The organism is Mycobacterium cajalii (genome assembly GCF_045809005.2).
In the GTDB taxonomy this organism is placed as follows: Bacteria; Actinomycetota; Actinomycetes; order Mycobacteriales; family Mycobacteriaceae; genus Mycobacterium.
Genome location: NZ_CM141436.1, coordinates 4,012,282 through 4,024,624, shown reverse-complemented (window position 1 = coordinate 4,024,624; position 12,343 = coordinate 4,012,282). Strand labels below are relative to the sequence as shown.

Here is a 12,343-nt window from a genome sequence, read left to right as displayed (position 1 = left end):
TCACCTCGGGGGAGTCCAGGCCACGGGCAGGCTCTTGATGCCATGGATGAACTGCGACAGCAGCCGCGCGGGTTCGTCCACCGCCACGATGTCGGGTACCTCGCGGCGCAGCTCGTCGAAGACCACCCTGATCTCGCGGCGGGCCAGGTTGGCCCCGAGGCAGAAGTGCGCACCCCCGCCGCCGAACCCGAGATGCGGATTGGGCGTGCGCGCCACATCGAAAACCCACGGGTTGGCGAACGTGGACTCGTCGCGGTTGGCCGAGGTGTACCACAGCGCGGCCTTGTCGCCTTCTTTCAGCTTGGTGCCGCCGAGCTTGAAGTCACGGGTCAGGGTGCGCCGCATGTAGACCACCGGCGAGGCCCAGCGCACGATCTCCTCGACGGCGGTGGGCGTCAGGCGGTCGAAGTCGGCCCACCACTTGTCCCGCTCGGCGGGGTAGCGGGACAGGGCAAGCACGCCGTGGCTGATCGCGTTGCGGGTCGTCTCGTTGCCGGCCACCACCAGCAGGATGAAGAACGACGCGATCTCCGCTGAGGTCAGCCGTTCGCCGTCGACCTCGGCCTCCACCAGGCTGGTGGTCAGGTCGTCGTGGGGGTTGGCGCGCCGGTCCTCGGCCAGCGCGCTGGCGTAGGCGCCGATGTCCATCGAGACCTGCAGGAACTCGTCGAAGTCGGTGGACAGGTCGGGGTCGCCGAACCCGAGGATCACGTTGGTCCAGTGGAATATCCGCTGGTGGTCTTGTTCGGGGATGCCCATCATGTCGCAGATGACCTGCAACGGCAGTGGGCCGGCGAGTTCGGTGACCAGCTCGGCCTGCCCGTCCGGATGATCGGCGATCAGCCCGGCGACCAGCCGACGGGCCCGCTCGCGCACCGACGCCTCGATGCGCGCCACCACTTTCGGGGTGAAGGCCCGGCTGACGATCGAACGCAGCCGCTGATGCCGCGGGTCGTCGAGCACGATCATCGACCCGAAGTATTCGGAGATTTCGGGCAACTGGTCGCCGATCGTGATGCCGCCCGCCGAGCTGAAGATCTCCGGGTGGCGGCTGGCGAAGTGCACGTCGTCGTGTCGGGTCAGGGCCCAGTAGCCGGCGCCGCCCTCGAACCCCTCGTACTCGATCGCGGGCCAGAACGAGATCGGGGCCTCGCGGCGCAGCGTGGCGAAGCCGCCGTCGCGGAAGTCGTCGTCGCGACCCCAGAACTCCAGCGACTCGAGATGGACGTCGACCAATGGGATCTCGGGCGGCGGCGCCCCGTTCGCTCGCGTCGCGATGCCCGTCTTGAGGCTCACCTGCATCTCCTTCGCCGTTGAAGTGGTGGGAGAGAGCCTAATCCGTTGGCGCTCGGGGCGACTAGTGCGTGCAGACGGTCCTGCCGCCCGCCGACTGCGCGTCGCTCACCACGTTGCCGTCGAGCAGAATGCGGCAGCGCATCGGTCCGGGTCCCTGCGCGCTCAGCACGAACACCTCGCCGCCGAACCCCTGGAACTCAGTCGACCAGGGCAGCGCGGCGTCGACCGCATGCTGCTGGCCGGTGTCGGTCTGGTACGAGATGTAGTGGGCGACCCCGGGTCCGCTCACCTCGTAGCGGACCTGCGGGAAGCCGGCGGCGTGCGCCACGCCCGGGACCGCCGCACCCACACCGACGGCGAACAGGACCGCGAAACCGCTGAGACGACTCGTCATGGTTTCCCATCGTGACATCACGCGCGACGAGACGGAAGCGGTTTGGCTGCGCCGGCGAGCAGGACGACGGCGAACACCGCGCCGGCCGTCCCCGAGATCAGCAACGGCAGCCGCCCGTCGGCGCCCCACAAGAAGCCGGCCCACAGCCCCGCGGCCAGCACCGCGAACCCGCTCAGGCCCTGGAACAGCCCCTGGGCGCTGGACTGCAGCTCGCCCCCGACAAGCGTTGAGATCCAGGCCTTCCCGACCCCGTCGTAGCAGGCGGTGAACGTCCCGTAGACCGCGATCAGGCCCCAGGCGGTCGCCGTGTCGGTGGTGCTGCCCAGCCCCAGATAGCCGACGGCGAAGAACACCAGCCCGACCCCGTAGATCACCGGCCGGCCGAACCGGTCCGCCAACACCCCGGCCGGCAGGCTCGCCACCGCGTACACCGCGTTGTAGCCGACATAGGCCAAGATGACGCCGACGACCGAGAAGCCGATCTCCTTGAGCCGCAACAACAGCAGGGCGTCGGGAAAGTTGACGACGCTGAATGCGACCAGGAACGAGACCACCCTCCAGTAGCGGCGGGGCAGCCGCCGGGCACCGGCGAACAGCGAGGACCGGACCGCGTGCGAGACCTGCCGCGGCCGCTCCCGGACCCAGGCGATGAACAGCACGCTGAGTACCGCGGGGATCACCGCCAGATACAGCACTGGGCCGATCCGGTGACCGAACGCCTCGTAGCCGGCCAGTCCGAGCAGCGGGCCGATGACCGCGCCGAGCGTGTCCATCGTCCGGTGAAATCCGAACACCCGGCCGCGCTGCGCCGGCTCGACGCCCTCGACCAGCAGCGCGTCGCGCACCGCGCCGCGCAACCCCTTGCCCAGCCGGTCGACCACCCGCCCGACCAGCACCCCGGGCCACGCCCCGGCCGCCGCGACGATGAGCTTGCCCAGCGCCGCCATGCCGTAACCGGTCGCGATCAGGGGACGGCGGGCGTACCGGTCGCCCAACGGCCCCGACACGACCTTGGTGAGCGACGCCGCGCCCTCGGCCGCGCCCTCGACCGCCCCGACGACCGAGGGCGGCGCGCCCAGCACGGCCGTCAGATAGATCGGCAGCAGCGGGTACAGCAGCTCGCTGGCGGAGTCCTGCAGCAGCGACACCAGCGAGAGCACCCACACGTTCCTGGTGAGCCACGCCGGCTTCATCGCCTGTTGCACGTGCCAGATGCTAGCTGGCACCCGTGCCGCGCGCTTAGTGTGTGAATCCGGGCGGGGGGCCGACGGCAGGAAGGAAGAGCATGGCGAAGCGTGTGGTGGTCTGGGGCACGGGGTTTGTCGGCAAGATGGTGATCGCCGAGATCGTCAAACACCCGGCGTTCGAGTTGGTGGGCGTCGGCGTCAGCAACCCCGACAAGGTCGGGCGCGACGTCGGCGCGATCTGCGGGTTGCCCGAGCCGGTGGGCGTCCTCGCCACCGACGACGTCGACGCCCTGATCGCGCTGAAACCAGACGCGCTGGTGCACTACGGGCCGACGGCGTTGCACGCCAAGGACAACATCGCGCTGATCACCCGCTTCCTGCGGGCCGGCATCGACGTCTGCTCGACGGCGATGACCCCGTGGGTCTGGCCGTCGATGCACCTCAACCCGCCGCAGTGGATCGAGCCGATCACCGAGGCCTGCGAGCTGGGGGAGTCGTCGTGCTTCACCACCGGCATTGACCCCGGGTTCGCCAACGACCTGTTCCCCATGACGCTGATGGGGCTGTGCTCCGAAGTGCGGCGGGTGCGGGCGTCGGAGTTGCTGGACTACACCAACTACGAGGGCGACTACGAAGTCGAGATGGGCATCGGCCGCGAGCCCGAATACACCCCGCTGCTGCAAGACTCCAACATGCTGATCTTCGCGTGGGGCGCCACCGTCCCGATGATCGCGCATGCCACCGGGATCATGCTCGACGAGATCACCACCACCTGGGACAAGTGGGTGACGCCCACCGAGCGCAACACCGTCAAGGGGGTCATCAAGCCCGGGCACGTCGCCGCCGTGCGATTCACGATCAACGGCATCTACAACGGCGAGACGAGGATTCAGCTCGAACACGTCAACCGCATCGGCCGCGACGCCGCCCCGGACTGGCCGTCCGGCCACGACGACGACGTCTACCGGGTCGACATCGAGGGGACGCCGAGCATCTTCCAGGAAACCGCGTTCCGGTTCACCGACGGCTCCGGCCGGGACGCGGCCACGGCCGGTTGCCTGGCCACCGGGATGCGCGCCCTGCACGCGGTTCCGGCGGTCAACGAGTTGCGGCCGGGCTGGGTCACCCCGCTGGACCTGCCGCTGATCGCGGGGGTCGGGAACATCCGCTGACCGACCCGTCGCGCGCCCTGCTGATGGGGGCCTTGAGCCGGCTGCGGGCTGGCTGCCGAAACGTCAAGGAGCAGTTGTCCTCCGAGACCGCGGCCATGCTGACCCACCGGCGCGCGGGGGTGCGCAGCGACATCCGGGTCACCAAAAAGGAACTCGCGTAGGCCTGCATCATCTCCGCGGCGGCCTGCTTGGCGTCTCCGTCCAACTCGGGTTTCACGCTCGGCTGCTGATCGGGCTCGTCACCAGCAGATTTGTCGTCCTGCACGCTGATGCGTCCACTCCTTGCCGTCGGGTTCCCGACCGTTGCGGACTACCCGCTGCGTCGGTGTACCGAAACTCTCACCGGCGGCGTGGAAAACCTCTGCGGTCCAGGGCGTTTCTCAGCCCGGCTTCGGGTAGCTGACGCCGGTGAGCCGCTCGGACAGCTCCCACAGTCGTCGGCAGGCGGCGTCGTCGCGGGCGCGGGCGGGCACGTGGGCCGGCTTCACGCCGCCGCCGGCGGCCTCGAGCAGGCCGAGCGGCCCGTAGAAGGCGCCGCCCGCGGCGCCCGGCGTGGCGGCCGCGTACAGCGCGGGCAGGATCCCGTCGTCGATCTCCTGCCACAAAAGCGGCGTCCACCGCCACGACGCCTTGTAGAACCGCTCCATCAGCGACGGCTTGTCGCGGCCGTGGGACGGCCCGCTGATCTGCAGGTTCGTCATGGTCAGCCCGGGATGGGCGGCGTTGGACACGACGCCCCAGCCCGCCTGGCGGCTGCGGCGGTCCAACTCGCGCGCGAACATGAGCACGGCCAGCTTCGACTGGCCGTAGGCCGCCATGGCCGAGTACTTCGTGGCGAACTGCGGGTCGTCGAAGTGGATGCGGCCGTAGCGGGCCGCCAGGCTGCTCAGCGACACCACCCGTGCGCCGTCGGCGGCGCGCAGCAGCGGCAGCAGGTGTGCCGTCAGGGCGAAGTGGCCCAGATGGTTGCTGCCGAACTGCAATTCGAAGCCGTCGGCGGTGGTGTCGCGCTTCGGCGGCGTCATGACGCCGGCGTTGTTGATCAGGATGTCGATCGGACGCCCCTCGGCGTTGAGCTGTTCGCCCAGCGCGGCGACCGCGGCCAGCGAGGACAGGTCCAGGGACTTGATGGTCAGCTTCGCGCCGGGCACGGTGGCCCGGATCTCCTCGATCGCGGCCTCACCCTTGGCGCGGTTGCGGATCGCCATGACGACGTCCGCGCCGGCCGCCGCGAGCCGGCGGGCGAGCCCGAATCCGAGACCGCTGTTGGCGCCGGTGACCACGGCCAGCTTCCCGGAAAGATCCGGCACGGTGGCGGCGAGGAGTTTGCTCATGGGTCATAGTGTGCCCCCTTGCCCGCGAGCGTGCGTGTCGGTGCGGCGCCACGCCGCTGTGGCCGGCGATCTGCGCACGCTCGCGCGGCCGGGAAGCGTCAGTGCCCGCGGGCCACCCACTCCTCGTAGTGCACGATCTCGTCGCCGACGGTGGTGCTGTCGCCGTGGCCGGTGTGCACGACGGTGTCGCCGGGCAGCCGGCCGAGGCGCTCGGAGATGGACCGCAGGATCGTCGGGAAGTCGGAGTAGGAGCGCCCCGTCGCACCCGGGCCGCCGGCGAACAGCGTGTCGCCGCTGAACACCACACCCAGGTCGTGCGAATACCAACACACCGATCCCGGGGAGTGGCCCGGGGTGTGCAGTGCCCGCAGCTCGGTGCCTCCCACGCTGAGCGTCTCACCGTCAGCGATGGTGCGAAAGTCCTTGTCCGGATGGGTCATTCGCCAGAGCACCTCGTCGGCCGGATGCAGCAGCACCGGGGCGTCGAGGGCCTTGCCGAGCTCCGGCGCCACGGTCACGTGGTCGTTGTGTCCGTGGGTGCACACCACCGCGACGACATGGCGGCCGGCCACGGCCTCGACGATGGGTGCCGCCTCGTGGGCGGCGTCGAACACGACGACGTTGGAGTTGTCGCCGATCAGCCAGATGTTGTTGTCGACTTCCCAACTGCCGCCGTCGAGTTCGAAGGTGCCGTGGGTCACCACGCGTTGGATGTCAACCATCAGAGCATCACCACCGAACGCAGCACCTTGCCGCCGTGCATTTTGTGGAACGCCTCCTCGACGTCGCCGAGCCCGATGCGTTCGGACACGAACCGCTCCAGCGGGAGCCGGCCCTGCAGGTACAGGTCGATCAGCGTGGGGAAGTCGCGCTCGGGCAGGCAGTCGCCGTACCACGACGACTTCAGTGCGCCACCGTGGGAGAAGAAGTCCACCAGCGGCATGTCCAGACGCATGTCGGGCGTCGGAACCCCCACCAGCACAACGGTTCCCGCGAGGTCGCGGGCGTAGAAGGCCTGCTTCCAGGTTTCGGGCCGGCCGACGGCGTCGATCGCCACGTTGACCCCGAAGCCGTCGGTGAGGTCCTGGATCGCCTGCACGACATCGGCCTCGCGGGCGTTGACGGTGTGGGTGGCGCCGAAGCTGCGGGCCCACGCCAGCTTGGTGTCGTCGGTGTCGACGGCGATGATCCGCCGTGCCCCGACCAGTGCGGCGCCGGCGATCGCGGCGTCGCCGACGCCGCCGCAGCCGATCACCGCCACGGTGTCGTCGCGGGTCACCTCGCCGGTGTTGATCGCCGCGCCGATGCCGGCCATGACGCCGCAGCCCAGCAGGCCCGCGACGGCCGGGTCGGCTTGCGGGTTCACCTTGGTGCACTGGCCCTCGTGCACCAGCGTCTTGTCGGCGAACGCGCCGATGCCCAGCGCCGGGGTGAGTTCGGTGCCGTCGGTCAGCGTCATCTTCTGCGCGGCGTTGAAGGTGTCGAAACACAGGTGCGGCCTGCCGCGTTTGCAGGCCCGGCACTGGCCGCACACCGCGCGCCAGTTCAGCACCACGAAGTCGCCCGGCGCCACCGCCGTCACACCCGGCCCCACCGCCTCGACCGTGCCGGCGGCCTCGTGGCCCAGCAGGAAGGGGTACTCGTCGTTGATGCCGCCCTCGCGGTAGGTGAGGTCGGTGTGGCAGACCCCGCAGGCGACGACGTCGACCACGACCTCGCCCGGGCCGGGGTCCGGGACGACGACGTCTACCAGTTCGACGGGTTCGCCCTTCTTACGTGAGATCACGCCGCGCACTGTCTGACTCATGGCCCCGACCCTACTGACGGCCACCGTGTGCCCCGCGCCGGGTCACAAAGCCGGTGTAGCGTCCAGAACGTGACGGCAACGAACAAAGCCACCGAGACCACCTCCGAGACCACCGAGGAATTCGTCGGGCGAATCGTCTCTGCCATCGACGGCGCCAGCCTGGCTTTGCTGTTGAGCATCGGGCACCAGACCGGCCTGCTGGACACCATGGCCGGGCTGTCGAGCGCCACCAGCGCCCAGATCGCCGAGGCCGCCGGCCTCGACGAGCGCTACGTGCGGGAATGGCTGGGCGGCATGACCACCGGGCACGTCGTCGCCTACGACGCCGACTCCGGCACCTACTCGTTGCCCGCCCACCGAGCCGGCGTGCTGACCCGCGCGGCTGGCCAACACAACCTGGCGCTGGCGGCCATGTTCATCCCGCTGCTCGGCGAGGTCGAACAGAAGATCATCGACTGCTTCCGCCAGGGCGGCGGCCTGCACTACAGCGAATACCCGCGCTTCCACACGCTGATGGCCGAGCAGAGCGCCGCGGTGTACGACAACGCGCTCGTCGACGTGGTGCTGCCCCTGGTCGACGGGCTGGTCGAACGGCTGCGCTCCGGGGCCGACGTCGCCGACTTCGGCTGCGGCAGCGGGCATGCGATCAACGTGATGGCCAAGGCGTTCCCCGCCAGCCGGTTCACCGGCATCGACTTCTCCGAGGAGGGCATCGCGGCGGGCCGGCGGGAGGCGGCCGAGCTGGGCCTGACCAACGCCGGCTTCGAAAGCCACGACCTGCCCGAACTCGACAAGGCTGACGCGTACGACGTCATCACCGTTTTCGACGCCATCCACGACCAGGCTCACCCGGCGCGGGTGCTGGAGAACATCTACCGCGCGCTGCGGCCCGGCGGCGTCCTGCTGATGGCCGATATCAAGGCCTCGAGCCGGCTGGAGGACAACGTGGGGGTGCCGATGCGCACCTACCTGTACACGACCTCGTTGATGCACTGCATGACCGTGTCGCTGGCGCTGGACGGCGCCGGCCTGGGCGCCGCCTGGGGAGAACAGCTGGCCACCTCGATGCTGGCCGACGCCGGATTCGGGGACGTGCGGGTGGCCGAGATCGAGTCGGACCCGATCAACAACTACTACATCGCCAGGAAGTGATGGCCGCTCGCGGCGCGCTGGCGGCGATCGCGGACTGGCCGGTTGCGGCTGCCGCCGCCGCGGTGGTGGGCCCCGCCGGTGTGCTGGCCGAACACGGCGACACCCGGCGCGTGTTCGCGCTGGCCTCGGTGACCAAGCCGCTGGTGGCGCGGGCCGCCCAGGTCGCCGTCGAGGAGGGGGTCCTCGACCTGGACACCCCGGCGGGACCGCCCGGTGCCACGGTCCGCCATCTGCTGGCGCACGCGTCGGGTCTGGCCATGCACTCCGACAAAGTGCTGGCCAAGCCGGGCACCCGGCGGATGTATTCCAACTACGGCTTCACCGTGCTGGCCGAGACCGTGCAGCGGGAGTCGGGCATCGAGTTCGGGCGCTATCTGAGCGAGGCGGTGTGCGAGCCGCTGGCCATGGGCGCGACCCGGCTGGCCGGCGGTGCCGCCGAGGCCGGGTTCGGTGCGACCTCGACGGTGGCCGACCTGGCGTCGTTCGCCGGTGACCTGCTGCGCCCCACGGTCGTCTCGGCGCAGCTGCACGCTGAGGCGACGGCGGTGCAGTTCCCCGGCCTGGACGGCGTGCTGCCCGGCTACGGCATCCAGCGGCCCAACGACTGGGGCCTGGGTTTCGAGATCAGAGACGCCAAGTCGCCGCACTGGACCGGGGCGCGCAACTCGGCGCGCACGTACGGTCATTTCGGCCAGTCGGGGGGCTTCATCTGGGCAGATCCCGAGGTGGAGCTGGCGCTGGTGGTGCTCACCGACCGCGATTTCGGGGAGTGGGCGCACCAGCTGTGGCCGGCGATCTCCGACGCCGTGCTCGCCGAATACCACTGATCGGGCATGAAGACTAGCGCAACACGGGCATCACAGGGCACAATAGACACGCAAGACACAACAGCATCAGCACAGCATCCCGCTTATCGGGTCCGCCAGGTCGTTGGGGAAGACGTCCCTCGTGGAACCGAAGGAGCAAGAGATGCGTGCGACGAATCAATTCGCCGACGTGACGGCTGGCGTGGTGTACATCCATGCCTCGCCCGCGGCGGTATGCCCGCACGTCGAGTGGGCGTTGTCGTCGACGTTGGGAGCCAAGGCGAACCTGACGTGGACGCCGCAGCCGGCGATGCCGGGACAGCTGCGCGCGGTGACCAACTGGGTGGGGCCGGTCGGCACCGGCGCCCGGTTGGCCAACGCGCTGCGCTCCTGGTCGGTGCTGCGATTCGAGGTCACCGAGGATCCCAGCCCCGGCGTCGATGGGCAGCGGTTCAGCCACACCCCACAGCTGGGCCTGTGGAGCGGGGCGATGAGCGCCAACGGCGACATCATGGTCGGGGAGATGCGGCTGCGGTCGCTGATGGCGCACGGCGCCGACGCGCTCGCCGCCGAGCTGGACACCGTGCTGGGGACGGCGTGGGACGACGCGCTCGAGGCGTACCGCGATGGCGGCGACGTCGGCGAGGTGACCTGGCTCAGCCGGGGTGTGGGCTAGGACACAACACCCGCAGCGCGCCCGGAACCGCGGAGATCTCCGCGGGCAGCGGGCACGCGAAGTCGCCGTCGGCGTACACGTTGATGCCGGGGCATTCGACCTGAATCGACCTGGCGCGCGTCGTGCTCACCTCCTCGAGGTCGACGTGCGTGCCCTTCATGACGGTGGGGAACAGTCGGACCAGCTTGGTGCGGGAGGCCTCGTGCACCATGGTCAGATCGAGCAGGCCGTCGGTGGGATCGGCGTGCGGGCAGACCAGCATGCCCCCGCCGTAGCTGCGGGTGTTGCCGAAGGCCACCAGCGTCAGATCGGTGTCGATCTCCCGGGTTCCGTCGAGCACCATGCGGAACGGCAGGAGCCGCAGCTGCGACAGCTCGGCGAGCATCGCCAGGTAGTAGCGCGCGCGCCCGTGGGGCCAGCGCATCCGGTTGGCCCGGTCGGTCACCAGGGAGTCGAACCCGGTGGCCGCCACGGTGCCGAACCACTTGCTCTGGCCGTCGCCCCACGTGATCCGGCCCAGGTCAATGGATTCCGTCCACCCGCCGGCGACGACGTCGGCCGCCGCGTCGGAAGTGGTGGGGATGCCGAATTCGCGGGCGTGGTCGTTGCCGGTCCCCGCCGGCACGATGCCCAGCGGCACGCCGGTGCCGGCCAGCACCTGCAGCGCGTTGGAGATGACGCCGTCACCCCCGGTGGCCATCACCGCGTCGGCGCCATTCTCCAGCGCGGCGCCGACCAGATAGCGCGCGTCCTGGGCGTCGTCGCCGATGATCTCGACGACCTCCACGCCTTTCTGGTGCAGCCGCGCGATCGCGAGTTCCGCCGCGCGGATGGCCGCGCCGTGGCCGGACACGGGATTGGTCAGCGCGATCACCTTGCCGATCTCGCGCCGGTGCGGTTCGGTGGTCACGGGATCAGCTTGCCGGGGTTGAGGATTCCGGCCGGGTCCAGTGTCGCCTTGACCGCGCGCAACACCCGCACACCCAGGTCGCCGATCTCGTCGCGCATCCAGGGCCGGTGGTCGGCCCCGACGGCGTGGTGGTGAGTGATGGTCCCGCCGGTCGCCATGATAGCGTCGGACGCCGCTGTCTTGGCGGCCCGCCACTGCGCGATCGCGTCACCGCGCTGCCCGGCGACGATGGTGAAGTACAACGAGGCGCCGGTCGGGTAGACGTGCGAGATGTGGCACATCACCAGCGCCGGCGTGCCCGTCGCGGCCAGGGCGTCGGTGAGTGCCTGGGTGACGGCGGTTTTGAGGACGGGGATGTTGGACCAGTCGGTCGCGGTCTCGAGGGTCTCACACAGCGCGCCGGCGGCCAGCAGCGAGTCGCGCAGGTAGGGCGCGGCGAATCGCCCCCGCTCCCACGCCTGCGCCGGTCCTTCGCCCAGCGACGTGCCGCCGTGGGCCCTGAGCAGGGCGCTGGTCTCGGCGTGCCGGCTCTCGACGTGTTCCGCGGTGCCCTCGAACGCGGTGATCGCCAGGCAGCCGCCGGTGATCTGGTTCTCGCCGATCGACTCGGTGGTGGCCAGGTTGACCCCCGTCTCGACCTCGTCGGAAAGCCGGATGACCGTTGCGCCGGTGGCGGTTTGGGTGACCGCGCGCAGCGCCGCGGTTCCGGTCGCGAAGTCGGGGAAAGACCATGCCTCGTGGCGGACTGCCTCGGGCTTGCGGTGCACGCGCAGCCGCACCTGCGTGATGACGCCGAGGGTGCCCTCCGATCCGAGCAGCAGCTGGCGCAGGTCGGGGCCGGCGGCCGAGGCCGGTGCGCGGCCCAGGTCCAGGGTGCCCGCGGGGGTGACGACGCGCAGCCCGCGCACCATGTCGTCGAACCGGCCGTAGCCGGCCGAGTCCTGGCCGGACGACCGGGTGGCCGCGTAGCCGCCGATCGTGGCGTATTCGAAGCTCTGCGGGAAATGGCCCAGCGAGAAGCTGTGTTCGCCGAGCAGGCGTTCGGCGTCGGGCCCGGTGACGCCGGCCCCGAAAACCGCCTGCCCGGACACCTCGTCGAGGGCTTCGAGCCGGTCGAAGCGGCGCAGGTCCAGCGACACCACGGCGGAGAACCCGCCGCGGGCGGGATCGAGCCCGCCGACGACGCTGGTGCCGCCGCCGAACGGGACGACGGCGATGCGCTGCTCGGAGCAGTAGTGCAGGATCGCGGCGACCTGGTCCTCGCCGTCGGGACCGCCGGGCAGCAGCACGGCATCGGGGGCGTCCTGGATCCCGGAATCCTTGCGGCGCAACAGGTCGAGGGTGGATTTCCCACCGGCGTGCAGCAGCCGGTCGCGGTGCGCGGCGCGGCAGTACTCGGCGCCGACGATGGCGGCCAGCGCGTCGACGTCGGCCTGCGCCAAGGCCGACGGGCGCAGCTTCACCTGGTCGGGGTCGAGCTCGGGGCCGGCGGTGTCCTCGAGGCCGACGGCCTGCGTGAGCAGCGCCCGGATGCCATCGGAAAGCGGCGTGGCCGCGGCGGGATCCCCCCAGGCGTTCCATTTCATCGGTGGGAGGAGATCCTCGGGTT

At 70.4% G+C, this 12,343-nt stretch carries 13 protein-coding genes; 5 read left to right on the top strand and 8 right to left on the bottom strand.

Annotated elements, in window-relative coordinates:
* From ACJ512_RS19115 to ACJ512_RS19105, 3 genes are all read right to left on the bottom strand, one after another.
* Window positions 1-1,296 carry a cytochrome P450 gene (locus ACJ512_RS19115; RefSeq protein ID WP_407688852.1) on the bottom strand — a complete coding sequence of 432 codons (1,296 nt, stop codon included), beginning with the start codon at window positions 1,294-1,296 and terminating at the stop codon, window positions 1-3.
* Between the two features lie 61 nt (window positions 1,297-1,357).
* Window positions 1,358-1,690: an MmpS family transport accessory protein gene (locus ACJ512_RS19110; RefSeq protein ID WP_407688851.1), complete on the bottom strand. Its 333-nt coding sequence runs from the start codon at window positions 1,688-1,690 to the stop codon at window positions 1,358-1,360.
* Window positions 1,691-1,707: 17 nt separating this feature from the next.
* Complete coding sequence (locus ACJ512_RS19105) at window positions 1,708-2,883, bottom strand: MFS transporter (protein WP_407688857.1); 1,176 nt, start codon at window positions 2,881-2,883, stop codon at window positions 1,708-1,710.
* Window positions 2,884-2,975: 92 nt separating this feature from the next.
* On the opposite strand from ACJ512_RS19105, the gene ACJ512_RS19100 reads away from it, so the two are divergent.
* Together ACJ512_RS19100 and ACJ512_RS19095 are read left to right on the top strand one after the other, a co-directional pair.
* On the top strand, window positions 2,976-4,049 hold the full coding sequence (locus ACJ512_RS19100) for an NAD(P)H-dependent amine dehydrogenase family protein (RefSeq protein ID WP_407688850.1): 1,074 nt from the start codon (window positions 2,976-2,978) through the stop codon (window positions 4,047-4,049).
* A gap of 32 nt (window positions 4,050-4,081) precedes the next feature.
* On the top strand, window positions 4,082-4,210 hold the full coding sequence (locus ACJ512_RS19095) for a hypothetical protein (RefSeq protein WP_461479799.1): 129 nt from the start codon (window positions 4,082-4,084) through the stop codon (window positions 4,208-4,210).
* Window positions 4,211-4,429: 219 nt separating this feature from the next.
* On the opposite strand, the gene ACJ512_RS19090 is transcribed toward ACJ512_RS19095, so the two are convergent.
* The 3 genes from ACJ512_RS19090 to ACJ512_RS19080 all read right to left on the bottom strand — a co-directional run bounded on the left by ACJ512_RS19090 (window position 4,430) and on the right by ACJ512_RS19080 (window position 7,190).
* Complete coding sequence (locus tag ACJ512_RS19090) at window positions 4,430-5,383, bottom strand: SDR family oxidoreductase (protein ID WP_407688848.1); 954 nt, start codon at window positions 5,381-5,383, stop codon at window positions 4,430-4,432.
* 98 nt (window positions 5,384-5,481) lie between these two features.
* The gene (locus ACJ512_RS19085; protein WP_369738206.1) at window positions 5,482-6,105 is read right to left on the bottom strand and encodes an MBL fold metallo-hydrolase; all 624 of its coding nucleotides are present in this window, start codon (window positions 6,103-6,105) and stop codon (window positions 5,482-5,484) included.
* On the bottom strand, window positions 6,105-7,190 hold the full coding sequence (locus ACJ512_RS19080; protein ID WP_369738207.1) for an S-(hydroxymethyl)mycothiol dehydrogenase: 1,086 nt from the start codon (window positions 7,188-7,190) through the stop codon (window positions 6,105-6,107). The genes ACJ512_RS19085 and ACJ512_RS19080 overlap by 1 nt, the downstream gene beginning before the upstream one ends.
* Before the next feature lie 69 nt (window positions 7,191-7,259).
* On the opposite strand from ACJ512_RS19080, the gene ACJ512_RS19075 reads away from it, so the two are divergent.
* The 3 genes from ACJ512_RS19075 to ACJ512_RS19065 all read left to right on the top strand — a co-directional run bounded on the left by ACJ512_RS19075 (window position 7,260) and on the right by ACJ512_RS19065 (window position 9,824).
* Window positions 7,260-8,342, top strand: coding sequence for a class I SAM-dependent methyltransferase (locus tag ACJ512_RS19075; protein ID WP_369738208.1), 1,083 nt, complete (start codon window positions 7,260-7,262; stop codon window positions 8,340-8,342).
* Entirely contained in the window at window positions 8,342-9,169 is an 828-nt protein-coding gene (locus tag ACJ512_RS19070) for a serine hydrolase domain-containing protein (protein WP_407688847.1), read from the top strand. The genes ACJ512_RS19075 and ACJ512_RS19070 overlap by 1 nt, the downstream gene beginning before the upstream one ends.
* Before the next feature lie 142 nt (window positions 9,170-9,311).
* A complete protein-coding gene (locus ACJ512_RS19065; RefSeq protein WP_407688846.1) occupies window positions 9,312-9,824 on the top strand; it encodes a DUF3145 domain-containing protein in 513 nt (170 codons plus the stop codon).
* On the opposite strand, the gene ACJ512_RS19060 is transcribed toward ACJ512_RS19065, so the two are convergent.
* Window positions 9,805-10,734 (bottom strand): diacylglycerol kinase, encoded by a 930-nt coding sequence (locus ACJ512_RS19060; protein WP_407688845.1) that lies wholly within the window; start codon window positions 10,732-10,734, stop codon window positions 9,805-9,807. The genes ACJ512_RS19065 and ACJ512_RS19060 overlap by 20 nt on opposite strands.
* Window positions 10,731-12,320 carry an FAD-binding oxidoreductase gene (locus ACJ512_RS19055; protein ID WP_407688856.1) on the bottom strand — a complete coding sequence of 530 codons (1,590 nt, stop codon included), beginning with the start codon at window positions 12,318-12,320 and terminating at the stop codon, window positions 10,731-10,733. The genes ACJ512_RS19060 and ACJ512_RS19055 overlap by 4 nt, the downstream gene beginning before the upstream one ends.
* Window positions 12,321-12,343: the final 23 nt, after the last annotated feature.